Annotated in this window: 19 protein-coding genes and 4 tRNA genes; 10 read left to right on the top strand and 13 right to left on the bottom strand. The window is 62.5% G+C overall.

Features of this window, described 5'->3' with window-relative positions; translation table 11 throughout:
* Nucleotides 1–11 precede the first annotated feature (11 nt).
* Nucleotides 12–740, top strand: coding sequence for a LytR/AlgR family response regulator transcription factor (locus tag ACQ4WZ_RS13220; RefSeq protein WP_101480557.1), 729 nt, complete (start codon nt 12–14; stop codon nt 738–740).
* Here the strand turns inward: ACQ4WZ_RS13220 and ACQ4WZ_RS13215 are convergent.
* From ACQ4WZ_RS13215 to ACQ4WZ_RS13205, 3 genes are all read right to left on the bottom strand, one after another.
* Nucleotides 726–3002 carry an ATP-dependent DNA helicase gene (locus ACQ4WZ_RS13215; RefSeq protein ID WP_436573631.1) on the bottom strand — a complete coding sequence of 759 codons (2277 nt, stop codon included), beginning with the start codon at nt 3000–3002 and terminating at the stop codon, nt 726–728. The genes ACQ4WZ_RS13220 and ACQ4WZ_RS13215 overlap by 15 nt on opposite strands.
* A complete protein-coding gene (locus ACQ4WZ_RS13210; protein WP_101480559.1) occupies nt 2999–4651 on the bottom strand; it encodes a VRR-NUC domain-containing protein in 1653 nt (550 codons plus the stop codon). Before ACQ4WZ_RS13210 ends, ACQ4WZ_RS13215 begins: the two co-directional genes overlap by 4 nt.
* A 94-nt stretch (nt 4652–4745) precedes the next feature.
* Nucleotides 4746–5450 (bottom strand): SMI1/KNR4 family protein, encoded by a 705-nt coding sequence (locus tag ACQ4WZ_RS13205; RefSeq protein WP_436573630.1) that lies wholly within the window; start codon nt 5448–5450, stop codon nt 4746–4748.
* Nucleotides 5451–5609: 159 nt separating this feature from the next.
* On the opposite strand from ACQ4WZ_RS13205, the gene ACQ4WZ_RS13200 reads away from it, so the two are divergent.
* A complete protein-coding gene (locus ACQ4WZ_RS13200; protein ID WP_436573629.1) occupies nt 5610–6827 on the top strand; it encodes an MFS transporter in 1218 nt (405 codons plus the stop codon).
* Nucleotides 6824–7453, top strand: a complete 630-nt coding sequence (locus ACQ4WZ_RS13195; RefSeq protein ID WP_436573628.1) for a helix-turn-helix transcriptional regulator — start codon at nt 6824–6826, stop codon at nt 7451–7453. The genes ACQ4WZ_RS13200 and ACQ4WZ_RS13195 overlap by 4 nt, the downstream gene beginning before the upstream one ends.
* Nucleotides 7454–7516: 63 nt before the next feature.
* On the opposite strand, the gene phaP is transcribed toward ACQ4WZ_RS13195, so the two are convergent.
* From phaP to ACQ4WZ_RS13175, 4 genes are all read right to left on the bottom strand, one after another.
* The gene (gene phaP, locus ACQ4WZ_RS13190) at nt 7517–8128 is read right to left on the bottom strand and encodes a TIGR01841 family phasin (RefSeq protein ID WP_101480563.1); all 612 of its coding nucleotides are present in this window, start codon (nt 8126–8128) and stop codon (nt 7517–7519) included.
* 107 nt (nt 8129–8235) lie between these two features.
* A complete protein-coding gene (locus tag ACQ4WZ_RS13185) occupies nt 8236–8430 on the bottom strand; it encodes a hypothetical protein (RefSeq protein ID WP_071078190.1) in 195 nt (64 codons plus the stop codon).
* 47 nt (nt 8431–8477) lie between these two features.
* Nucleotides 8478–10730 carry an ATP-binding protein gene (locus ACQ4WZ_RS13180; protein ID WP_436573627.1) on the bottom strand — a complete coding sequence of 751 codons (2253 nt, stop codon included), beginning with the start codon at nt 10728–10730 and terminating at the stop codon, nt 8478–8480.
* 103 nt (nt 10731–10833) lie between these two features.
* A complete protein-coding gene (locus ACQ4WZ_RS13175) occupies nt 10834–11259 on the bottom strand; it encodes a winged helix-turn-helix transcriptional regulator (protein WP_101480565.1) in 426 nt (141 codons plus the stop codon).
* A gap of 115 nt (nt 11260–11374) precedes the next feature.
* Here ACQ4WZ_RS13175 and ACQ4WZ_RS13170 point away from each other — a divergent pair, with 115 nt between their 5' ends.
* Nucleotides 11375–12226 carry an SDR family oxidoreductase gene (locus ACQ4WZ_RS13170; RefSeq protein ID WP_436573626.1) on the top strand — a complete coding sequence of 284 codons (852 nt, stop codon included), beginning with the start codon at nt 11375–11377 and terminating at the stop codon, nt 12224–12226.
* A 97-nt stretch (nt 12227–12323) separates the two neighbouring features.
* Here the strand turns inward: ACQ4WZ_RS13170 and ACQ4WZ_RS13165 are convergent.
* The 4 genes from ACQ4WZ_RS13165 to ACQ4WZ_RS13150 all read right to left on the bottom strand — a co-directional run bounded on the left by ACQ4WZ_RS13165 (nt 12324) and on the right by ACQ4WZ_RS13150 (nt 13122).
* Nucleotides 12324–12408 (bottom strand) — tRNA-Leu (locus tag ACQ4WZ_RS13165).
* 75 nt (nt 12409–12483) lie between these two features.
* Nucleotides 12484–12568, bottom strand: a tRNA-Leu gene (locus ACQ4WZ_RS13160).
* A gap of 68 nt (nt 12569–12636) precedes the next feature.
* Nucleotides 12637–12721, bottom strand: a tRNA-Leu gene (locus ACQ4WZ_RS13155).
* A gap of 316 nt (nt 12722–13037) precedes the next feature.
* A tRNA-Leu gene (locus ACQ4WZ_RS13150) sits at nt 13038–13122 on the bottom strand.
* Between the two features lie 410 nt (nt 13123–13532).
* Here ACQ4WZ_RS13150 and rnr point away from each other — a divergent pair.
* From rnr to udk, 6 genes are all read left to right on the top strand, one after another.
* Nucleotides 13533–16085 carry a ribonuclease R gene (gene rnr / locus ACQ4WZ_RS13145; protein WP_436573625.1) on the top strand — a complete coding sequence of 851 codons (2553 nt, stop codon included), beginning with the start codon at nt 13533–13535 and terminating at the stop codon, nt 16083–16085.
* A 15-nt stretch (nt 16086–16100) separates the two neighbouring features.
* On the top strand, nt 16101–16844 hold the full coding sequence (gene rlmB / locus ACQ4WZ_RS13140) for a 23S rRNA (guanosine(2251)-2'-O)-methyltransferase RlmB (protein WP_133992527.1): 744 nt from the start codon (nt 16101–16103) through the stop codon (nt 16842–16844).
* 143 nt (nt 16845–16987) lie between these two features.
* Nucleotides 16988–17737 carry a serine O-acetyltransferase gene (gene cysE / locus ACQ4WZ_RS13135; RefSeq protein WP_101480568.1) on the top strand — a complete coding sequence of 250 codons (750 nt, stop codon included), beginning with the start codon at nt 16988–16990 and terminating at the stop codon, nt 17735–17737.
* A gap of 10 nt (nt 17738–17747) precedes the next feature.
* Entirely contained in the window at nt 17748–18446 is a 699-nt protein-coding gene (locus tag ACQ4WZ_RS13130; RefSeq protein ID WP_101480569.1) for a YceH family protein, read from the top strand.
* A 13-nt stretch (nt 18447–18459) separates the two neighbouring features.
* The gene (locus ACQ4WZ_RS13125; RefSeq protein ID WP_133992523.1) at nt 18460–18963 is read left to right on the top strand and encodes a DUF2199 domain-containing protein; all 504 of its coding nucleotides are present in this window, start codon (nt 18460–18462) and stop codon (nt 18961–18963) included.
* Between the two features lie 59 nt (nt 18964–19022).
* Nucleotides 19023–19667, top strand: a complete 645-nt coding sequence (gene udk / locus ACQ4WZ_RS13120) for a uridine kinase (protein WP_436573624.1) — start codon at nt 19023–19025, stop codon at nt 19665–19667.
* Between the two features lie 35 nt (nt 19668–19702).
* On the opposite strand, the gene ACQ4WZ_RS13115 is transcribed toward udk, so the two are convergent.
* A complete protein-coding gene (locus ACQ4WZ_RS13115) occupies nt 19703–20872 on the bottom strand; it encodes an HlyD family type I secretion periplasmic adaptor subunit (protein ID WP_133992519.1) in 1170 nt (389 codons plus the stop codon).
* Nucleotides 20869–23007 (bottom strand): ATP-binding cassette domain-containing protein, encoded by a 2139-nt coding sequence (locus ACQ4WZ_RS13110; RefSeq protein ID WP_436573623.1) that lies wholly within the window; start codon nt 23005–23007, stop codon nt 20869–20871. The genes ACQ4WZ_RS13115 and ACQ4WZ_RS13110 overlap by 4 nt, the downstream gene beginning before the upstream one ends.
* Nucleotides 23008–23019 lie beyond the last annotated feature (12 nt).

The following is a 23019-nucleotide window of genomic DNA, read 5'->3' as shown; positions in this document are numbered from 1 at the left end:
TGCAGGAAAGAATGCGGGTGGCCATCGTCGATGATGAATTGCTGGCGCGCAGCGTGCTGCGCGAATACCTGGCGCGCCATGACGATATCGACATCGTGGCCGAGTGCAGCAATGGCTTCGAGGCCGTCAAGGCTATCGCGGAACTGGAACCGGAACTGGTGTTTCTCGACATCCAGATGCCGCGCCTGGACGGTTTTGAAGTGGCGGAACTGACCGGCGCGAAGACAAAGCTGATCTTTGTCACGGCCTACGACCAGTACGCCTTGAAAGCGTTCGAATGCCATGCCCTGGACTATCTGCTGAAGCCGTTCAGCGAACAGCGCTTCGAGCAGGCGCTGGCCCATGCGCGCGCCAAGCGCAGCACGCCCGCGACTGTGCTGACGGTGGCGCGCGAGGCGGCCACGCGCGCAGCGCCCCTGGACCGCGTGCTGATACGTGACGGCGCCAAGGTCCACGTCATCGCCAGCGCGCGCATCGACTATGTCGAAGCGCAAGACGATTACATCAGCATCCGTTCCGAGGGCAAGTCCTACCTGAAAAGCCAGACCTTGGCGGAGCTGGAAGCCCAGCTCGACCCTGCCAAGTTCCTGCGCGTGCACAGGTCGTATCTGCTCAATATCGACGGTATCCGCCGCATCGAGGCGGCCACCAAGGACAGCCACGTGGCCATCCTGCGCGACGACACGAGGATACCCGTGAGCAAGGCGGGCTACCAGAAGCTCAGATTACTGGTCGGCTAGCTGCACGTCCCACCAGGACGGCAGCAACTGGCGGATTTCCGGCCGGGAAAAGCGGTCGTCGATCAAATACACGACGCCCTTGTCCGACTGCGTGCGGATGACCCTGCCGGCCGCCTGCACCACCTTTTGCATGCCCGGATACAGATACGTGTAGTCGTAACCGGCGCCGAAGATGTCGCCCATGCGCTGGCGGATCTGTTCGTTGACGGGATTGATCTGCGGCAAACCCAGGGTGGCGATGAAGGCGCCGATCAGGCGCGCGCCGGGCAAGTCGATGCCTTCGCCGAAGGCGCCGCCCAGTACGGCAAAGCCGATGCCGCGCGTATCCAGACCGAAGCGGCCCAGGAATTGTGTGCGGGCACTATCGTCCATGCGGCGCGGCTGCTGCCAGATGGGCACGTCGGGATAATGCTGGGCAAACAGGGTGGCCGTCTTTTCCATGTAATCAAAACTGCTGAAAAAGGCCAGGTAGTTGCCAGGCGTTTGTGCATACTGGCGCGCCATCAGCTGGGCAATGGGCAGCAAGGACGCGGCGCGATGCTGGTAGCGCGTGGAAATACTGTCGGCCACGCGCACGCACAATTGTTCTGCCTGGAATGGCGATTCCACGTCGACCCAGGCCGTGTCGGCTGGCATGCCCAGGGTGTCGCTATAGTAATTCCACGGGCTCAGGGTGGCGGAAAACAGGGCCGTGCTGTGGCTGGCCGCGAAGCGTTCCTTGAGGAAGGGCGCCGGCACGATGTTGCGGATGCAGACGGTGGAGCCAGCAGTGGATCCCGTATTTGTCTTGCTGACATCGAACAGCGAATGCTCGCCGAAACTCTCCGCCAGGCGGTTGATCAGCAGCACGTCGAAATAAAAGCGCTGCAAGTCTTCATCGAGCGCCGCCACATGTTCGGCCAGGTAATCGCCGATGGCCGTCGCCACCCCTTGCAGGGCGCCAAAGAATTTCTCCGGCAAGGCTGGATGCACGTGGTAGTCGCCATCCTGCTCCTTGAGCAGGGCCGTCCATTGGCGCGAAAGGCGGTCCAGCGGCTTTTTCAGCCCCTCGGGCGCAAACTTGCGCAGCATTTTCAGGTTGATTTGCGCCAGCTCCGCCGAATACATGCTGCGCGCGCGCGACACCATATTGTGCGCCTCGTCGACCAGCACATTGACCTTCCAGTCGTGGGCCAGGGTCATGCCGTACAGCATGGCGCTGAGGTCGAAGTAATAATTGTAGTCGCCGATGACGACATCGCTCCAGCGCGCCAATTCCATGCCCAGGTAGTAGGGGCAAATACCTTGCTGCAAGGCGATGGCGCGCACGGCTTCCTTGTCCAAAATCAGGCCGCTGGCCAGCGCCACTTCGCGCGCCAGCGGCAAGCGGTCGTAAAAACCCTTGGCCAGCGGGCATGATTCGCCATGACAGGCTTTGTCAGGATGCTCGCAGGCGCTGGTCTTGGCGCTCAGTTCCAGCACGCGCAGGGGCAGCAGGGGTGCGCTGTCCTTGAGGATGGCACAGGCGTCGAGCGCCATTTGCCGCCCCGGCACCTTGGCGGCCAGGAAAAACAGCTTGTCGAGGCCATGCGCTGCCGTGGCTTTTAACATGGGAAACAGGCTGCCCACGGTCTTGCCGATGCCTGTGGGAGCCTGGGCCAGCAAGCCGCAGCCGCGGCTGCTGGCCTTGTACATGGCTTCCGCCAGATGGCGCTGGCCCGGACGGAAGTCGGCATGAGGGAAGGCCATGCTGGTCAGCTGCGCATCGCGGCTGGCCCTGTGCGCCAGCTCCTGCTCGGCCCAGTCGAGGAACAGTGCGCAATGCTGCTCAAAGAAAATGCGCAGCGCCTCTGCCGTGCATTCCTCGTGCATCACGGTTTCCTTCTGGCTGGCGATGTCGAAATACACGAGCGCCACCCGCAGCATGGGCAAATTCAGCTGCTGGCACTGCAAATGGCCGTAGATGCGCGCCTGCGCCCAGTGCAGCTGGCGATGGTTGGCCGGCATGGCATCGAGCTCGCCCCGGTAAGTCTTGATCTCTTCCAGCTGCCGCCGGGCCGGGTCGTAGCCATCCGCGCGGCCCCGCACGTGCAGGGGTCCGAAGTCGCCGGACAGGCTGATTTCGCGTTGGTAATCGTCGTCGCGCCGGCCCGTGACGGTGGCGTGGCCGGCCATGCCTTCCTGCGCCGTGGGCGATGGCGTAAAACGCAAGTCCAGGTCGCCCACCTTGGCAGTGAATTCGCACAGGGCGCGCACGGCGATCGTGTACCTGCTGGCGCTCATGTGGCCACCTCCCACTGCAGGTAGCACACGCTGACGGGCATGGCGTGTTCGGCGCAATACGCAATCCAGCGCAGCTGGTTGTCTTGCAGGCGGTCGCCCGGACCCTTGACTTCGATCATGCGGTAGCGCTGCTCTGCCGGCCAGAACTGGATTAAATCAGGCAAGCCGCTGCGGTTGCTTTTGATATCGAGCAAGATGCGCTCGAACGCTTTCTTCAGGTGGGTGGACGGGATGCAGGCCAGCGCCAGGTCCAGCAAGCCGCCGTCCAGCACTTCCCAGCTGACAAAGGGCGAGACGATGCCGTGCTTGGCGGCATGTGCGGCGCGTATCGTCGCCTGATATGTGCCGTCGTCCAGTTGCGCCAGGCAGGCGGCAAAGTCCAGGCTGCGGCGCTGGTAAAAATCGGCGCTGTGCAAGTCGGCCGGGCCACGGTGGAACGGGTGGAAGAAGGCACCTGGCATGGGCTTGAAGATGGCGGGCCAGCACAGCAGGCCGAACAGCGAGTTGATCAGGGTGTTTTCCACGTAGTACACGGGCGCGTCGTCCTGCATCAGGTGTTGCTGCACCACGCCCTCCACGTAGCACGCTACGCCTGGATAGGGCAGCAGCAGGTCGATGCGCTCGACGGCGGTGGGGGCGTTGGCCGCCTGCTTCGCATGGCCCAGCTTGCGCCGCAAACGGGGCGCCATGCGCAATAATAATTGCAGCTCCGCCTCGCTTTCGGGCGCTGCCAGCGCGATTGTCAAGCGCTCGTAGGCCGCTTGCGGCTGTTCATCTTTTTCCAGCACGCGGATGGCGCGGCCCCGCGCGCCCGGATAGCGGCAATCGGCGTAGGCGCGGTAGGCGGCAGGCCAGTCCTGGCATTTCTCCAGATGCTGGGCGATCTGGAAACGCAGCTTGTCGCGCCGGCTGGCCAGCCAGGTATTGTCCTGCGACAAGGGTAACGCCGCCAGTTCCTGCAGCACTTCGTTCGCCGGCGCACTGTCGTTGTAGCGTTCGCGGCACTGGTGCAGCACTTCGTAGTACTCGATATCCTGGCGCGTGCGAAAGCCGCGCGATTGCGGCGAGAATTCCACTTTTTCGTACTGGTACACGCCGAGATCGGACAGCACGAATTCCGACCAGTCCTGGTGATAGTTGCCAAAGTAAATCAGGCGCAGGCGGTCGCACAGCGCTTGCAGGCCGATGCGGTACAGCACGTCGTTGCAGGCCGGATGCCAGGTGGAAAACGGTTTATTTTCTGCATGCTGTTCGCGCAAGGCGTCGAGCTGCTCGGCCTTGCGTGCCGCTTTCAGGGGCGCGCCGAGGTGAAAGGCCTGGGCGATCTCAGCTTTTAGCAGCAAGTCGAACAGCTCATCGAGCGAGATGAGGGGATCGGCTTCCACCCATGCCAAGGCCAGCAAGGGCAGGGCGGCCGCGCGCGTGTCGCCGATTTCCGGATAATTGAGCTTGCTGGCGCGAAACAGGCAGCCCTTGCGCATGACGAGGCGCACGAACAGGGCGCGCGACGGCTGCGGCAGTGCGCCGAATGCGGCGATGAACTGCATTTCTTCAGCACTCAGCAGATCGGCGTAACGCGCGCTGATCCAACTCAGCACATCCTGGAAATTATCCAGATAGTACAGGGGATTTTCCAGGACTCTCAGCATGGGGATGGCAATAGGGCAAGTTGCAAGGTGAAGGTTTTTACTGTGTTTATATACAGTTTAAACCTTCGGCCGCCGCTTGCCCAGCGAATTATGTTCAGCCAGCCGTGCTGTAGGCAAAACAGTTGTCGAACTTTGCGTAGGGAATCATTCCCTCGCGCAGGCTGGTCAGTTCGGTATCGGTCAGCAAGCCCCGATGCGCTTCCTTGCGTCCTTTCGGCAGCACCACCTCGTAATCGATGATGTCCCTGGCCAGCAGCGTTTGCAGGACCTGCGCCTGTTCCGGCGTCAGGTAGCGTGCATGCGTGCCCAGGGTCTTTGCCAGTTGCTCCCTGAATTCCTCGTCGCCGACCTCGTTGTACGTATCCTGGTCCGCCATGCTGATCAACAACATGTGAAACACGAAGTCTTGCAGGTTTTTCGCCAGGTACTGGGCTTCATTCTGGTCGTGCCACAGCAGCACGATGGGTATGTCGCCCTCGTGCAGGCTGGATGCGAAAAAGCAGTAGTGGTCGCCCGCGCCCGTTTGCGCGAACGGGATGAAGCGGAAGGCGGGGTCGATCTGCCGGTAATCGTCCGCGTCGCGCAAGGTGTCCGCTGCTTCGGCAACGGCCTCGATATTGAACAATTCGAAATCATCGGCATGCAGCAGCAGGGTGGGTTTATCTTTTAATGTGGGATAGACCAGCTTGTACCAGTCGGGGCCATATTCACCCACGTCCAGCATGCCGTCGCGCTCCAGCTGGCGGTACAGTGCAGGATAGCTGAAGCCGTGTTTGTGTTCAATTTCTGACAGTGTCATGTTTGCCCTGTTAAACGTGATTCATGGGCGCATGATAGCCGAGGCGATGGTGCGCACGGTGCGCATCATGGCGGCAACGCCTGGATAATTAATAAACATTTTGGTTTACTTATGTGGCATGCTCACGTAGTCTTGCCAGAAAATATACTTCGAGCCTGCATGAAAAACATTATCCTGATTTCCGCCGCCTGTTTGCTGGCGCTGCTGTCGACCATCGGCGCCTCCCTGCCATATCCTATCCTGCCGCCTTTGTTTGCCGCCGAGGCGCCGAACGCCTTCAACAATTTCCTGGGCTTGCCGTCGAAACTGCTGTTCGGCCTGGCGCTGACCATCAATCCGCTGGGTTTGCTGATCGGCTCGGCTTTGCTGGGACCCTTGTCGGACCGCTACGGCCGCCGTCCCTTGCTGATGCGCACGGCCGTGGGCGCCGCCATCGGCCACGCCATCACGGCCTGGGCGCTGGTGATACAGTCCTACCCGCTGTTCATTGTGGCCCGTTTCATCACGGGTTTGCTGGAGGGAAACGGCGCCGTGGCGCGCGCCATGCTGGCCGACCAGCTGACAGGGCCGCTACGCCTGCGCGCCATGTCCTGGCTGAATGGCGCCTTTTACCTGGGCTGGCTGGTGGGACCCATCCTGGCGGGCGCGACTCTGCATTGGGGCGTGACGGTGCCGTTCTGGATTGCCGCCGCCGCCCTGATGCTCGTCGCCGTACTGGTGGCCGCCGGCTTGCCGTGCGAAACGCCGTCCTTGCTGACGACGTCGTGGTGGCAGGTGGCGCGCGACCGCCATTCTCTGAACCTGTTGCGCCATGCGGAGCTGCGCACCCTGTTCATCGTGCAACTGGCACTCACCTGCGGCGTGGCAAGCTTTTATGAGTTTTATCCGCTGTGGCTGGTCGAGACGGCCAGTTACCATGCGCAGGAAATTGCCTGGGTGAATGTGGGCCTGTGCGGCACGATGACCATCACTTCGCTGCTGGCGGGCGGTCCCAGCCGCCATGCGCCGCTGCTGCGGGCCAGCTGGTATGCCTGCGGCGTGGCGCTGGCCGTAGGGATCTTGGCGCTAGGCAATATCTGGGTAGGCATCGCCGCCATCGTGCTGTTCGGCATTCCGAATGCGCTGTACAACACGGTGATCCAGGGCTGGTGCGCCGAGCGCTTCAGCGCGCACGGGCAGGGCGCCGTGATGGGCTTGCTGGCCACCACTTTTTGCATCGCCAACATCGTCGTGGCCCTCAGCGGTTCCGTGCTGACCTTGATCGACACGCGGCTGATCCTTGTCGCGGGCGCCTTGTCCGCCGCCTGGGCCGCCTGGCGCATGGCGGCCTGGCGCCGGCAGCTGGACGGCGCCGTGGACGCCAAGGCGGTGGCATGAGCGCGAGTACGTCCGAGCAGACCTTGTTCCTGCTGAAGATGCGCGGGCCGCAAACGGCGCAGCAATTGGCGGCCTTGCTCGATATCACGTCCATGGGCGCGCGACGCCAGCTGGAAGCGGCGCAGGGCAGGGGCCTGGTGGCCTTCGAGGACCTGGCCGACAAGGTGGGGCGCCCGTCGCGGCGCTGGGCGCTGACGCGGGAGGGCCACGCGCGCTATCCTGACCGCCATGCCGACCTGACCCTGGAATTGATTGCGCAAGTCAAAACCCTGTTCGGCGACGAGGGGCTGGATAAGTTGATCGTTGCGCGCGAGCGCAGCAGCGAAGACGCCTACGCCAGACTGGTCGACTTGCGGCTTGAGTTGGCGCAACGAGTCGATAGCCTGGCGCGGGCGCGCGATGGCGAGGGGTACATGGCCCATGCCGAGCCGCAGGACGATGGCAGTGTCTTACTGGTGGAAAACCATTGCCCGATCTGCGCGGCGGCCACGGCATGCCAGAATTTCTGCCGCTCGGAGCTGGCCATCTTTCAGCGGGTGTTAGGGGACGATTGCAAAGTGGAGCGCAGTGAATATCTGCTGGACGGGGGGAGGCGCTGCGTGTATCGGATCATGCCGGTGAGGTGAACCCTGCAAAAAGCTGAAAGGCTGGGGTCAGACCCGGCGGGTCTGACCCCACATTGAGTCAACTTACTTCTTGGCAGCTTTCGGCTTGGCGGCAGGCGCCGCCTTGTCAGCCGCGGCTTGTGCGCCCGCCGTGGCTTTTTCCGTGGCCTGCGCCACCTGCGCGCTGGCCTTGGCAATTTGATCTTCCACGGTCTTCACAGCTTGCTTGGTGGCCTTGGTCACTTGCTCGTAGCCGAGGAAGGCATTGTCGATGGCGGCCTTGACGATGGCCACGGCGTTTTCCGAGCCCGGCGGCACGTTTTTCGTGACGTCGTAGATCAGGGCGCTCAGATTGCTTTTCGCTTCCGCCACATGGGCTTCTGCGGCCGTGGTGAATTCCGTGTGGATTTCCTTGATGATGTCGTCGAGTTGTTGTTTATAGGCTTTTGCACCGGCCACACCTGGTTGCAGCTGGGCGGCGGCGGCGGCCATGGCGGCCTTCGGATCCTTGGCCTGGCTGATTTCCTTGCTGGCGGCAAGGCCATCTTCGATGCCGGACTTGGCGGTGGCCATGTTCAGCGCCAGTACCTGTTCCACGCCTTGCACGGCTTTGGAGGTGAGCGTGTTGAAGGTCATCAGCTGGAATTCAAACAGGGCCTTGGTGGCCGATGCGAATTGTTCGGGATTCGTAAACATGTGGTCTCCTCGGTTTGAATAGATACGTTCTTATCGTTCCATACTCTTTCGACGCCGCATTGCCATCGCTTGCTCTCAAGCCGGTGCCCCGTGTGGTCATGGCCCCATTATTTAACAAGCGCAGGTTTTTCGCAACGGCTATCTTTGTAAGGTCCTGAAGCCAGTTCCCAGCCAAATCCCAGGGTGGACTGGGCGCACGACAGGGTGCCGTCGACCTTGCTGCGCCACTGGTACCAGGGGGCCGGTCCGGCCATTGCGCAGGCGCACGCTGCCAGCAGGGCCGTGGCGATCAGGTATTTCATAAGTGCTCCGAAATTAATGCCTATGGGCATTGTAGCGCGCTTGCCATTCAGGGGGCGTGCGATTGCGGCGCGGCGGCGGGCAGTTGCAGGGTGAAGGTGGTTCCGCTGCCGGCTCCCGTGCTGCTGATGGCGTCGATATGGCCGCCCAGCACGCCCGTGACGATGTTGTGCGCCACATGCAGGCCCAGGCCCGAGCCACCGGAACCGAGCTTGGTCGTGAAGAAGGGGTCGTAGACATGCACCAGGTCGTCGGCGGCGATGCCCACGCCCGTGTCGGCGATGGACAGGGTGATCGTCTGCCCGTCGTCGCTGCCGCGCGCGGTGATGGCGATACTGCCGCCGCTGCGGCCCTCGAAGGCATGGCGCAGGCAGTTCTCCAGCAGGTTGCTGAGCACCTGGCCCAGCGGACCTGGGTAGCTGTCCATGGCCAGGCCGTCCGGCACGTCTTGCGTCAGGCTCAGGCCGGCGGCCTTGAGGGGCGTGGACATGGGCAGCATCAGTTCGGCGACGAACTGGCGCAGCAGGAAGTGCCGGCGCTGCGAACTGGCGCGGTCAACGGCGATCTGCTTGAAGCTGGAGACCAGGTCGGCGGCGCGCTGCAGGTTGCGCAACATAATGGCATCGGCCTCGCTGGCCTGGGCCAGGTAGGCGCCCAGTTCGGAGCGGCGCAGGCCGCCCTGGAAGCTGGCCTGAATTTCTCGCGTGCGCTCGGCCATGGTGGTGGCGACCACCAGGCCGTTGCCGATCGGCGTATTGAGTTCATGCGCGATGCCGGCTACCAGCGCACCGAGCGCGGCCAGCTTGTCGCGGCGCACCAGTTCTTCCTGCGTGATGGACAGGTTTTCCAGCGCTGCTGCCAGTTCGCGGTTCGCCTGTTCGGAGTGTTCCTTGGCCTGCGTCAGGGCAGCCGTGCGTTCGTCCACCAGCTCTTCCAGGTGGGTGCGGTGACGCTGCAGCTCGCGTTCATGGCGCATGCGGCCGATGGCGATGCCGGCCAGGTCGGTGGCCGTGTCGATCAGCTCGAGGTCGCGCGCATCGGGCTTGCGCACTTCGCGGTAATACATGGCGAACGAGCCGAGCACGGCGCCATCCTGGCCGAAGATGGGGCGTGACCAGCAGGCGCGCAAGCCGAACGGCGCCGCCAGCTCGCGGTAGGGTGCCCACAGGGGATCGCGCATGATGTCGCTGACCACCACCGCTTCGCGCAGGAACATGGCCGTGCCGCAGGAGCCCACATCGGGGCCGATGGCCACGCCTTCGAGCAGGGCCATGTACTCGGGCGGCAGGCTGGGGCCGGCGGCGCTGTGCATGTGAATGCCGTCATCGTCGAGCAGCATGATGGAACAGAGTACGCCGCGCGACTGGCCTTCGATCAGGAGCAGCAGCTGGTTCAGGGTGGGGCTCAGGGGCGCACCCTTGGCGACCATTTCCAGCAAGGCGCTCTGACCCGCGCGCATCGCTTCGGCGAGGTTGCGTTCGGTCAAGTCGATGATGCGCGCATGCACGAGCTGGCGGCCCGGCACGGACAATCGCATCAAACGGATTTCGCAGGCGATCGGGTGGCTGTCGCGGTGACAGCAGCTGGCGCGAAAGACGACGATCTTGCCTTGCAAGGTATCGCGGATCTTTTCTTCCAGTAATTGCTGCGAGGCGCGGCCATCGTCCTGCTGCCTGGGGAACAGCGGTTCCATGCCGCCTTGCAGCAGCTCGGCCAGCGGCATGCCGAACAATTCTTCGGCCAGGTGGTTGGCATCGATCAGCAGACGGTTGTCGATATCGAACAGCAGCACGGCGTCGGGCGAGCCGGCCAGGATGGAATGGTAATTGACTTCCAGTGTTTGCGGATGCAGGGGCCGCAGTGGCGCGGCAGGGGTGGCGGCGGGGCGGGCAGCGGGCGTTACCGCCTTGTGCAGCGCCAGTTCCATGAGGATTTTTTCCGCCACGTCGCGCGCATTGAAGGGCATCTTGATGTAGTCGCTGGCGCCGGCGCCCACGCTACGGCCCTGTTCCTCGGCGCTGGGGCTGGCTGACATCAGCAGCAGCGGCACGCCATGGCTTCCTCCCGCATTGCGCAGCCGCATGCAGGTGGCGCCGATATTCGTGCCTGCCAGGGCCGCGTCGAGCAGGATCAGGTCTGTGCCGCCGGCCGCCAGTTCCACGCCTTCGTCGATATCGCCCGCCAGTCCCGTCCCCAGGTTATGCCGATCCAGTACATACAGCAGTTCGCGCACATCGTTAGGTGAATTGCTCACCAGTAGCACTTTGGCCCGGTCGGCGATGGTAGAAATCAACTGATTCATGGTGTCGCGTCCTTACGCGTTTTGTGAGGCTAGTATTACATCAAGGCAAGTAGGAGTAAACGATAATTCTTGGTGACCAAAAGCAATGCGTTTGCGTGCTGTTTTACGCTGCGGTTTGCGTAGTCCGTGGCGCCAGTTCGGCGCGCGCCAGTTCGATGCGCGGGTAATTATCCTCGATCCAGTCGACCAGCACGGCCAGGCGTTCGGCCGCTTCGCGTCCCAGCGGCGTGAGGCTGTATTCCACCTTGGGTGGTATCACCAGGTACGCCTGGCGCAGGACGAAACCGTCGCCCGCCAGCGCCTCCAGGGTTTGTGCCAGCATTTTTTCGCTGACCCCGCCTACTTCGCGGCGCAGTTCACTGAAGCGCCGTGTGCCGCTCAGCAGTAGTACCAGCACCAGCACGGCCCAGCGGCTGGTCAGGTGGCTGAGCACGGCGCGTGACGGACAGGCGGCCGCCAGCAGGTGCGCTCCCTGGTTTTGCCGGGCGAGGGCGGTGCGCAGGCTGGCGCCGGGAGTGTCTGTGGACATGATAGTTGGCCTTCAATTTGAGTGTTGATTCATACTTACCAAAAGGTGCGTACTTACAATAAGTAAGTAATAGTCCTATTATAGGGTTTTACCCACCACCCTCCAAGGAAAAATCATGATCGTCATCACCGGCGCCACAGGTAATCTGGGCCAGCACGTCATCGCCAGCCTGCTCGAATCCGTCCCCGCAGCCACCATCATCGCTGCCGTGCGCAATCCGGCCAAGGCGGCCAAGCTGGCCGCACTGGGCGTGCAAGTGCGCCAGGCCGACTACAACGATGGCGCCAGCCTCGACGTGGCCTTCAAGGGGGCAACAAAGATTTTGCTGATTTCGTCGAGCGAAGTGGGCCAGCGCGCGCAGCAGCACCAGAACGTCATCGATGCGGCCAGGCGCGCTGGCGTGGCCCTGCTGGCCTACACCAGTGTCTTGCGCGCCGACACGTCGCCGCTGGGCCTGGCCGCCGAACATGTCATCACGGAAGCGGCTATTCGCGCCTCCGGCCTGCCATACGCCTTCCTGCGCAACGGCTGGTATCTGGAAAACCATACGGAACACCTGGCGCCCGTGCTCGAGCATGGCATGGTGCTGGGCGCGGCGCAAAACGGCCGTTTCTCGTCCGCCGCGCGACTTGACTACGCAGCCGCCGCCGCCGCCGTGCTGACGTCGGCCCAGCCGCACGCCGTGTATGAACTGGCTGGCGACCAGGGCTTTACCCTGGCCGAGTACGCGGCCGAAGTGGCGCGCCAGTCGGGCGAGGCGATTGTGTACCAAGACTTGCCGCAGGCGGACTTCAAGGCGGCGCTGGTGAGCGTGGGTGTGCCGGAAGGCTTTGCCGACTTGTTGGCCGATTCCGATGCGGGCGCGGCCAAGGGTGGCCTGGAAGACAAGGGCAAGCAATTGAGCGCGCTGATTGGCCGTCCGACGACGAGCCTGTTTGACGCCGTCAAGGCGGCGCTGGCCAAATAAGAGGAGGGGGCCGCGGGTCGGGAAGACTACGCGGCATTCTGGAATGAAAAAAGCCGCAAACTCGTGAAAGTTTGCGGCTTTTTTGCGAATTAGGTAATGGTGCCCACGAAGGGACTCGAACCCCTACACCCGAAGGCACATGGACCTGAACCATGCGCGTCTACCAATTCCGCCACGTGGGCACTGATACTGCTTGCTGCTGATACTGCTATCTCACTACTTTACTGCGGACTACAACGAAAACGACTCGTTGCTGGTGGTGCCCACGAAGGGACTCGAACCCCTACACCCGAAGGCACATGGACCTGAACCATGCGCGTCTACCAATTCCGCCACGTGGGCATTGTGCTGCTTGTTACTACTGGCTACTACTTTACTGCGGATCACAACAATCAACAACTTGTTGCTGGTGGTGCCCACGAAGGGACTCGAACCCCTACACCCGAAGGCACATGGACCTGAACCATGCGCGTCTACCAATTCCGCCACGTGGGCATTGTTACTGCTTGCTGCTTGTCGCTGCGTGTTCTGCAGCGAGGACAAAATCATAAGGGCTGGCGGGCATTCGGTCAATCAACATTTTGCACTTTTCTTCAAGAAACATGTTTTTTCGCCAGAAAAGGGCTTTTCCCTATGAAAAAAGCCCAAATCTGCCTCTTTTTTCAGCGACTTCCCGCCTGTTTCTGTCCTTGGGTGTGCCGCGCTGCCAGGCCGCCGCAGTGCGGCCGGCTGGCGGGGGAGGGTTTTCGTCCCGGAAATGAAAAAAGCCGCAAACTTGTGAAAGTTTGCGGCTTTTTTGCGAATTAGGTAATGGTGCCCACGAAGGGACTCGAACCCCTACACCCGAAGGCACATGGACCTGAACCATGCGCGTCTACCAATTCCGCCACGTGGGCACTGATGCTGCTGTGACTTACTACTTTTTACTGCTCGAGTACTTGTTGTAAAATAACTTTACAGCAATTCTGCTATTATAGCGACTTGAAGAGTTTTGCGCCAGATGAGCTTTCGCTCCATACTGCACATCAACCCTGTACCGCTTTCCTGCAACTGCATTCCCGTGAAGGTTTGTTGCTGCAAGAGACCAAGATTATAGAGCAATATTTGCCGAAGTCAAATGCATTGCGCAGCTTTTCTCCTTTTTTTCATCGGCGGGGCACTTGTTCGGTTTCCGCTACGCTGTCCGTTAGGCAAACCAAGGCGTCCTCCGGTACACTACCGGACATCACCGTGTCAATATTGACGGTGATGTCATCGGTCTTTGTCTTCCGTTTGATCACTGTCAATAACAACTATAGAAATACTTTTGAGCCAAAATACCCACACCATCCCCAGCCGGGAGGACATTCTCGGCATATTCCGCAGCGTCAACGCGCCTCTCGACCCGCAGTCTCTCGGGAAATCGCTGCAAGTGCATGCCGATTCCATGGATGTCCTGGTCCGTCGCCTGAAGGCGATGGAGCGCGACGGCCAGCTCAAGTCTGATGCCAGCGGTGTTTTCAGCCTGGCCGACCAGAGCGCGCTTGTCGCCGGTCGCGTCACCAGCCACCGCGATGGCTTCGGTTTCGTCATCCCCGACGACGCCAGCGCCGACCTGTTCCTGCCTGAGAAAGAAATGCAGAAAGTACTGCATGGCGACAAGGTCATGGCCCGCATCGTCGGCACGGACCGCCGCGGCCGCCCTGAAGGCACGATCGTCGAAGTCACCTACCGCGCCAATACCCACGTCATCGGCCGCCTGATCCAGGAAAACGGCAACTGGGTGGTGGCGCCGGAAGACCAGCGCATAGGCCAGGACATCCTGGTCACCGGTTCGGTGGGCAAGGCGAAAGCCGGCCAGATCGTCAGCGTCGAGCTGACCGAGCAACCGATGCGCTTCAAGCAGCCGGTCGGCAAGATCGTCGAAGTGCTCGGTGCGCTCGATGATCCTGGCATGGAAATTGAAATTGCCGTACGTAAATTCAACGTGCCGCACATCTTTTCCGCTGCCGCCCTGAAACAGGCGGAAAAACTGCCGTTCGACGTGCGCGACGCCGACTTGAAAGACCGTGTCGACCTGCGCGACGTGCCATTGGTGACTATCGATGGCGAAGATGCGCGCGATTTCGACGATGCCGTATATTGCGAGCCCGTCAAGATTGGCCGCACCAACTGCTTCCGCCTGATCGTGGCGATTGCCGACGTCAGCCATTACGTGAAGCCGAACGACGCGCTCGATATCGATGCGCTCGAACGCAGCACATCCGTATACTTCCCGCGCCGCGTGATCCCGATGCTGCCGGAAAAACTGTCGAATGGCCTGTGTTCGCTGAACCCGGCCGTCGATCGTCTGACCCTCGTCTGCGACGCCGTCGTCAGCGACAAGGGCGAACTCAAGGCCTACCAGTTCTACCCGGCCGTGATCCATTCGGCCGCGCGCCTCACGTATGACGAAGTCGCTGCCGTGCTGGGCAACACCAAGGGACCTGAAGCGGCACGCCGCGCGGACATCCTGCCGCACCTGCAAAACCTGGAAGCCGTCTACCGCGCCTTGCTGAAAGCGCGCACGGAGCGGGGTGCCATCGATTTCGAGACGACGGAAACGTATATCGTCTGCAATAGCGCGGGCAAGATCGAAAAGATCATCCCCCGCACGCGTAACGAAGCGCACAAGATCATCGAAGAGTGCATGCTGGCGGCCAACGTCTGCGCGGCCGATTTGTTGCTGCGCAACAAGCATCCAGGCACCTACCGCATCCACGCCAGCCCGACCAAGGAAAAGCTCACGCAAGTGCGCACCTTCCTCAAGCAAGTCGGCCTGAACCTGACGGGCGGCGACACGCCATCGGCATCGGATTACCAGACTCTGATGCAGCAGATCAAGGCGCGTCCCGACGCGGCCCTGCTGCAAACGATGCTGCTGCGCTCGATGCAGCAAGCTGTCTACAGCCCGGACAATATCGGCCACTTCGGCCTGGCTTACGAGGCGTATGCCCACTTCACCAGCCCGATCCGCCGCTATCCCGACCTGCTGACGCACCGCGCCATCAAGGCCATTTTGCAAGGCAAGAAATACGAGCCTAAGCTGTCCGAAAAGACCGTGCTGAACACCAACGTGTCGAACGCCACGCGCAAGCAGCAGGCGAAGGACAAGGCCGACGGCAAGCCGAAGAAGACGGACCTGACGATCTGGGATGCGCTGGGCGTGCATTGCTCGGCCAACGAGCGCCGCGCCGACGAAGCGTCGCGCGACGTGGAAGCCTGGCTGAAGTGCTACTTCATGCAAGACAAACTGGGCGAGGAATTCACCGGCACCATTACGGGCGTGACCACGTTCGGCGTGTTCGTGCAGCTCGACACCCTGTTTGTCGAAGGCCTGGTGCACGTCACCGAGCTGGGTACCGACTATTTCCAGTACGACGATGCGCGTCATGAATTGCGCGGCGAACGCACGGGCAAGCGCTACCAGCTGACGGACCGCCTGACGGTGCAAGTGGCAAGAGTCGACCTGGAAACACGCAAGATCGACCTGCGCCTGGTGACCGACGCGGAACTGGCGGGCGAAGAAGCGCCGGCCAAGCCCAATGGCGGCGGCAAGCGCAAGGGCGAGAAGAAATCCATGGTCAAGCCTGGTCCAGCGACCGAGCAGCGCCACGAAATCAAGACCAGCGCCAAGGCCGGCAATGGTTCCGGTGGCCGTTCCAATGGCGCCCAGGCGCAAGCCAAGCCTGCAGCCAAGGCAGCCCTGAAGGAAGCCCCTAAGGCGGCAGCCCCCAAGGCCGCCGCGCCCAAGCGCAGCAAGAAAGCTGCCGCGGCACCAGCTGCGGCGGCACCACGTGCAGCAAAAACTGTATCAAAAACAAGCAAAAGCAAGCGATAAAAGAAGCGATAACACATGAAGAATAAAATGATTTTCGGCTTCCACGCCGTCACCTCGCGCCTGCGTCACGAAGCGTCGTCCGTGGAAGAAATTTTCGTCGATGCCAGCCGCGTTGACGGCCGCATGAAGGACATGATCGCCGCCGCCAAGGCTGCCAACGTGCGCGTCATGCCCGTCGACTCGTCGCGTCTGGACAAGATCGTCGGCACGCGCCGCCACCAGGGCGTGATCGCCTTCGCGTCGCAGCTGTCGCTGGCGCGCAATCTCGATGAGCTGCTGGACGCCATCGACGGCCCGCCGCTGCTGCTGATTCTCGACGGCATCACCGACCCGCACAACCTGGGCGCCTGTCTGCGTGTGGCCGACGGCGTCGGCGCACATGCCGTGATCGTGCCGAAGGACCGCGCCGTGGGCTTGAACGCCACCGCCGCCAAGGTCGCCAGCGGCGCCGCCGAAACCGTGCCGTACATTACCGTGACGAATCTGGCGCGCACCATGCGTGAACTGAAAGAGCGCGGCATCTGGCTGATCGGTACTTCGGATGACGGCGAAAAAGGCTTGTACGAAGCCGATTTCACGGGCCCGACGGCCCTCGTCATGGGTTCCGAAGGCGAAGGCATGCGCCGTTTGACGCGCGACACCTGCGACATCCTTGTCAGCATCCCGATGTTCGGCTCCGTCGAGAGTCTGAACGTGTCAGTCGCTTCCGGCGTGTGTCTGTACGAAGCCCGCCGCCAGCGGATTGCTTTAGAAGTATAAGTTAGCGTCATTTGGGGTCAGACCCGTCGGGTCTGACCCCAGCTTGCCGTTGAGGAGCCTCTCAACGCCAGCCCCTCCAGCATTCCCCCGCCGAATACGCTACCATTTGCGTCTTGTCTCTTACCTATTCAGAAATCCGCCTTATGTTCCACCACCTGCGCGAAGATATCAACAGCATCATTGAACGTGACCCCGCCGCCCGCAATGGCTGGGAGGTGCTGACCTGTTATCCTGGCTTGCACGCCATCGTCATGCATGGCTGGGCGCACTGGTGCTGGATGCGGCACATGAAGTGGGTGGGGCGCTTCATTTCGTATATCGCCCGCATCATCACGGGCATTGAAATCCATCCGGGCGCGGTCATCGGCAGGCGCGTCTTCATCGATCACGGCTTCGGCGTGGTGATCGGCGAGACGGCCATCGTCGGCGACGACTGCACCATCTACCAGGGCGTGACCCTGGGCGGCACCTCGCTGCACAGCGGCGCCAAGCGCCATCCGACCCTGGAGCGGGGTGTCATTGTCGGCGCCGGCGCCCAGGTGCTGGGCAGTTTTACGGTGGGCGAGTACGCCAAGGTGGGCTCGAACGCCGTGCTGTTGAAGCCCGTGCCGTCCGGCGCCACGGCTGTCGGCAACCCGGCGCACATCGTGCAGAAGGATGTCAGCGCCTTGCGCGAGGGCAGTACGGCGCATTTGTTTGCCGCGTATGGCGTGACGCCCAACGGCGACGATCCGCTGTCGAAAGCCCTGCAGGGACTGATCACGCATGCGGTGGCACAGGAAGAGCGCATCGAAACCATCCTCGCCACCCTGAAGGCGGCGGGTATATGCTGCCAGGCCGTGCCCGAGTGTGATAAATTTGATTCCGAGCAAATGAACAAGCTGGTCGATTAAGGATACAGGCATGACTACAGACGTAAACGCAGCAGAAATGAACACCGACAATCCGAATTTGCTCGACCCCTTCGAGATCCGCGTGCTGGCCGTGCTGGCCGAAAAGGAAGCGCTGACGCCGGACAGCTATCCGCTGTCGCTCAACGCGCTGACGAACGGCTGCAACCAATTGTCCAGCCGCGACCCCGTCATGGCCCTGTCCGAGGAAACCGTCTACGACGTGCTGCAGCGCCTGATGCAGCGCAAATTCGTCAACGGTATCACGCAGGCCGGCGCGCGCGTTGCCAAGTACGAGCACCGCATGCGTATCAAGTGGTCGCTGGAACAGGACAAACTGGCCATCCTGACGATATTGATGCTGCGCGGCCTGCAGACGGCTGGCGAGATCCGCAGCCGCAGTGGCCGCGTGCATGAATTCAAGTCGGTGGCGGAAGTGGAGTCCGGCCTGCAATTCCTGATCGACAAATACCCGCCGCTGGTGGCCAAGCTGGCCGTCGCTCCCGGCGCCAAGGAGCCGCGCTACGGCCACTTGCTGGGCGGCGAAGAAGCACTGGCGCAGATCGAGACGGCGGCCGGTTTTGCCGGCGCCGTCAGCGCGCCGCAGCAGGGCAGCCGTGTCGCCCAGCTGGAACAGGAAGTGCTGCAATTGCGCAGCGACTTCGATGGCCTGGCGGCGCAGTTCGAGGCATTCCGCAAGCAGTTCGAATAACGTCACTGCACGCATGACTTTTTCCTTCCTGTGCCGCTCCTGCGGCGAGACCCATACGGGCATGCCCAGTTTCGGCGCCGATGCGCCGTGGCTGTATGAGCAGATGGCACCCGCCGAGCGCGAAGCGCGCTGCCAGCTCGACAGCGACGCCTGCATCGTCGATGAAGCGCACTGCTTCGTGCGCGCCACCATCGACATCCCCGTGCATGGCTCGGATGAGCCGTTCAGCTGGGGCGTGTGGGTGTCGCTGAGCGGCGAGAGCTTCGACGCCTGGGACGCCTGCTTCCACGATGCTAAACGGGCGCATATCGGTCCCTTCTTCGGCTGGCTCAGCACGCAGCTGCCCTGGTATCCGGCTACCATGAACTTGAAAACCCGCGTGCACCTGCGCGACGATGGCCTGCGTCCATTCCTCGAGCTGGAACCGACGCAGCACCCGCTGGCGGTGGAACAGCGCGACGGCATCACGGCCGAGCGCGTGGCCGAGCTGTATGCGCTGCTGGTGCATGGCGCGTGACAGGCCCGGCTTCTTAGCCGCTCCCTGTCAGTTCGGCCCCGTTTCCGGTATCATTCGGCATGAATAATATTTCCTTCCAACCGTTTGTTATTGGTGTCGCTGGCGGAAGCGGCAGTGGCAAGTCCACCGTATCCCAGCAAGTGCTGGCGTCGTTTGGTGCCGACATGGTCTCCGTCGTGATACAGGACGATTACTACTGCGACCAGACGCACCTGTCCCCTGAAGTCCGCCGCCAGCAGAATTACGACCATCCGCAGGCGTTCGAATGGCCATTGCTGGTCCAGCACATCCAGGCATTGCGCAACGGCAAAGCCATCGAGATGCCGGAGTACGACTTCACGCTGCACAATCGCTCCAGCAGGACCATTCTGGTCAAGCCGGCCCCGGTGATCGTGATCGAGGGCCTGTTTGCCTTGTATGACGCGGACTTGCGCGACATGATGTCGCTGAAGATCTTTGTCGACACCGCCTCCGACGTGCGCTTCATTCGCCGCATGCAAAGGGATATTACTGAACGCGGGCGCTCGGTGGAGAGCGTCATCGAGCAGTATCTGGAAACCGTACGCCCGATGCACAAGCAATTCATCGAGCCCACCAAGCGCAATGCCGATGTCATTTTGCCGCATGGTGCCAATGGCCCCGCGGTCGACATGATTACCGCCAAGGTGGCCAGCGTCATTGGTCAATTGAAACCGGCCAGTTGAAGCGGGCCACTTGAAGTAGCCGATCGCGCTTTACATCACCGCTCCCCCATCGATTCCGAAAACGTCTTGGTGATCGGTTTCGTCAGATAGCGCAAGACAGTTTTGCGTCCCGTATTGATTTCCACGGTAGCCGTCATGCCCGGCTGGATCAGGATCGGCTCGCCATTCTTGCCCATCAGCTTGCGCCCGCTGGTCTTGATCTGCACGCGGTAGTAGGGCTGTTCGTTGCCCTTGTTGTCCTCGCTCAAGGTATCGGCGCTGATGTAGCTGACGGTGCCGCGCAGGCGACCGTAGATGCCGTAGTCGTAGGCGTCGAGCTTGACGGCCGTGGGCAGGCCGGGCTTGATGAAGGCGATGTCGGCCGGTTTTACTTTTGCCTCGATGATCAGGTCGTCGTCTGTGGGCACGATCTGGAGGATTTCCTCGCCCGGCTTGGCCACGCCGCCCAGGGTGGTGAGCCGCACATTGCGCACGATGCCGTCGGTGGGCGCGTAAATGTCCGTCGAGCCCAGCTGCTCCTTGCGCTGCGTCACCGTCTGCAGCACGCCGGCCAGGTCTTCCTGGGCTTTCACCAGGTCCGTCTGGCTGTCCTGCAGGTATTTGTTGCGCCGGTTGGTGATCTGCGCCTGGATGTCGACCACCTGCCGCCGCAGTTTCAGTACTTCGGCGCGGCTGACGTCCCCCGTTTCCAGCAGCGGCAGATTCATTTCCAGCTCCTCCCTGATCAGCTTCATGGCGCTGTCCAGCGCGCCCACTTCGGCCTGCACGGCGCCCTGGCGCTTGCTGAACAGGGCCAACTGGTTGGTGCGGAAATCGGGATAAGCCTGCAGTTCTGGCGGGAACCTGGGCGCGCCGCCAAACACTTCCGCCTGCAGGCGCGCCACGGTCGCCTTCAGTCCTGCCGCCTTGGCCGTGCTTTCCAGGTAGCTCGTCTCGGCCCGCGTGCGGTCGAAGCGCGCCAGTAGTTCTCCCTTTTTCACCACGCTGCCTTCATGCACGCGCAGTTCTGCCAGCACCCCGCCATCGGCCACCTGGATGATCTGGTTGCGCGAACTGGCGATCACCTGGCCGTTGGCGCGCGTGACCTGGTCCAGCTCCGCCCACGAAGCCCAGGCGATGACACAAGCCAGCGCCGCCGTGCAGCTCCAGATCAGCACCCGGCCCCGTTTGGCTTCTTCCCGCGTTTCCACTTTGGCGAGTTTCATGCCACGGCCCCTTGCGTCATTGGCGCAGTGGCGGCTACCGGCGTGGGCACCGCCTGCGGCTTGCCCGACAGCTTGGCCAGCACGGCATCGCGCGGCCCGTCGAGCAGCACTCGGCCCGCCTGCAGCACCACCAGGCGGTCGAGCAGGGGCAAGAGGGCGTTCTTGTGCGTGGTGGCGACCATGGTCACGCCTTCGGCTGCCAGTTCACCGAGCAGCCCGACGATGCGCGATTCCGTCTTCGCATCCATGGCGCCAGTGGGTTCGTCGAGCAGCCAGATGCGCGGCTTGGCCAGCAGCAGGCGCGTGACGGCGATCAGCTGGCGCTGGCCGCCCGAGACGCCCCGTCCGCCTTCGGTAATGGCCAGTGCCAGTCCCCGCGGCTGGCCCAGTATCAGTTCGATCAGGCCCGTGCGTTTTGCCGCAGCCAGGATCGCTTCTTCGCCCGGGTCGGCCAGTCCCAGCAGCAGGTTGTCGCGCAGGCTGCCGCTGAACAGCCGCGTTTCCTGCGGCAGGTAGCCGATCATTTCGCGCACCACGGCCGGCGCCAGCAGGGCCATGTCGACGTCGCCCAGGTAGGCTTTACCTTCGGCCGGCTGGTACAGGCCCGAGGCCAGTTTCAGCAGGGTGCTCTTGCCCGAGCCGATGGCGCCCACCAGGCCGACGCGCTCGCCGGGGCGGATAGCCAGGCTTTCCACTTCCAGCGCCACCTTTTGCGCGCCGCCATACGTAAAGCGGATGCGTTCGAAGCGCAAGCCCGTATCGAGGCTGCGCGGCGTCAGCGCGAATTGCGCATTGTCGGCCTCGTTGGGCAGGCTGATGACCTGTTCCAGGCCGTCGATCGAGGCGCGCGCATGCGCCCACTGCACCATCACGGCTGGCAGTTGCACGATGGGCATCAGGGCGCGGTTGCTGATGATGGTGCAGGCCATCAGCGCGCCCATGGTCATCTGGTTTTCCGCCACGAACCACGCGCCCATGGAGATCAGCGCCACGTTGGTCAGTTGCTGGAAGGCGGCCGTGATGTTTTGCGACAGGGCCGCATAGTCGCGGATATTCTGCTCCGCGTGGCTGGTCTCGGCCACCAGTTCGGCCCAGCGCGCCTGCATCATCCATTCGGCGCTGCTGCCCTTGAGCGTTTCCACGCCATCGACGGCTTCCACCAGCAAGCCCGCCTTGCGGTTGCTGGCATTGAGGTTCTTGCGCGTGTGGGCCTGGATGGCGCGCTGGAACATCAGTCCGCACACGAGGGCCAGCGGCAGGGCCACCAGCGGCACCACCACCAGCGAGCCGCCGATGATGGTGATCATGGCCAGGAAAATCAGCGCGAAGGGCACGTCCGTCAGCACGAACAGGGACGTCGAGGTGAGCACGCCGCGCACCATCTCGAAGCCTTTCACTTGCGCCGCCAGGGTGCCGACGGAAGCGGGACGCGCCTCCATGCGGATGCCCAGCATGCGCTGGAAAAACCACTCGGACAGTTCATGGTCGACATCGTTGCACGAATGGTCGACGATGCGGCTGCGCACCTGCTTGAGGATGAATTCCAGGCCGATCGACAGGGCTACGCCCACCACCAGCACCCACAGGGTGCTGAAGCTCTGGTTCGGGATGACGCGGTCGTACACCTGCATGGAGAACAGCGAGGTGGCCATGGTCAGCAGGGTCACCAGCGCCGTGGCCAGCACGGCGTCGACAAATACGCTCTTTTTCAGCCACAGGGCATTGCGCACCAGGCCGAGTGCACCGGGGCGGGCACCGTTTTTCTCGCTGCGGCGGGGCAGGCCCACGCAGGCCAGGCCGGCCAGCGAGGCCAATTGCAAGGCGCGGCCATCGACGCCTTCGCCGCGCCAGGCGCCGTCGGCACCGCGCGACTGCAGCAAGCCCCAGCCCGTGCTGGCACTGTAGACGGCGAATGGCAGCTCGCCCGGCGTCGGTTCGTGCAGCAGGCGCGCCGCGCCTTCCAGCCCCCCCGCCTGCCACGCGGTGGTGAGCACTACGCCAGGGGCGCCATTGCCATCGATGTCATCGAGCTGGCGCTGCAGGTCGGCCAGGCGGGCGGCAGGCAGGTGCTGGCCCGTCAGGCGCGCGGCGCGTTCGATGAGTGTCAGCAAGCCATGTTTGATGGAGGTATCCACGCTGTCTCCTGT

Source organism: Janthinobacterium darwini, assembly GCF_051380905.1.
Lineage (GTDB): Bacteria > Pseudomonadota > Gammaproteobacteria > Burkholderiales > Burkholderiaceae_D > Janthinobacterium.
The sequence above is the reverse complement of the archived record's forward strand: the minus strand, read 5'-3'. Positions and strand labels throughout refer to the sequence as shown.

Coding starts and splice junctions, on each gene's coding strand:
- ACQ4WZ_RS13220 (WP_101480557.1), top strand. CDS start 12: ATGCGGGTGGCCATCGTCGATGATGAATTGCTGGCGCGCAGCGTGCTG.
- ACQ4WZ_RS13115 (WP_133992519.1), bottom strand. CDS start 20,872: ATGAAACTCGCCAAAGTGGAAACGCGGGAAGAAGCCAAACGGGGCCGG.
- ACQ4WZ_RS13210 (WP_101480559.1), bottom strand. CDS start 4,651: ATGCTGAGAGTCCTGGAAAATCCCCTGTACTATCTGGATAATTTCCAG.
- ACQ4WZ_RS13125 (WP_133992523.1), top strand. CDS start 18,460: ATGACTTTTTCCTTCCTGTGCCGCTCCTGCGGCGAGACCCATACGGGC.
- cysE (WP_101480568.1), top strand. CDS start 16,988: ATGTTCCACCACCTGCGCGAAGATATCAACAGCATCATTGAACGTGAC.
- ACQ4WZ_RS13200 (WP_436573629.1), top strand. CDS start 5,610: ATGAAAAACATTATCCTGATTTCCGCCGCCTGTTTGCTGGCGCTGCTG.
- ACQ4WZ_RS13130 (WP_101480569.1), top strand. CDS start 17,748: ATGACTACAGACGTAAACGCAGCAGAAATGAACACCGACAATCCGAAT.
- ACQ4WZ_RS13195 (WP_436573628.1), top strand. CDS start 6,824: ATGAGCGCGAGTACGTCCGAGCAGACCTTGTTCCTGCTGAAGATGCGC.
- phaP (WP_101480563.1), bottom strand. CDS start 8,128: ATGTTTACGAATCCCGAACAATTCGCATCGGCCACCAAGGCCCTGTTT.
- ACQ4WZ_RS13185 (WP_071078190.1), bottom strand. CDS start 8,430: ATGAAATACCTGATCGCCACGGCCCTGCTGGCAGCGTGCGCCTGCGCA.
- ACQ4WZ_RS13215 (WP_436573631.1), bottom strand. CDS start 3,002: ATGAGCGCCAGCAGGTACACGATCGCCGTGCGCGCCCTGTGCGAATTC.
- rlmB (WP_133992527.1), top strand. CDS start 16,101: ATGAAGAATAAAATGATTTTCGGCTTCCACGCCGTCACCTCGCGCCTG.
- udk (WP_436573624.1), top strand. CDS start 19,023: ATGAATAATATTTCCTTCCAACCGTTTGTTATTGGTGTCGCTGGCGGA.
- ACQ4WZ_RS13205 (WP_436573630.1), bottom strand. CDS start 5,450: ATGACACTGTCAGAAATTGAACACAAACACGGCTTCAGCTATCCTGCA.
- ACQ4WZ_RS13175 (WP_101480565.1), bottom strand. CDS start 11,259: ATGTCCACAGACACTCCCGGCGCCAGCCTGCGCACCGCCCTCGCCCGG.
- ACQ4WZ_RS13170 (WP_436573626.1), top strand. CDS start 11,375: ATGATCGTCATCACCGGCGCCACAGGTAATCTGGGCCAGCACGTCATC.
- ACQ4WZ_RS13180 (WP_436573627.1), bottom strand. CDS start 10,730: ATGAATCAGTTGATTTCTACCATCGCCGACCGGGCCAAAGTGCTACTG.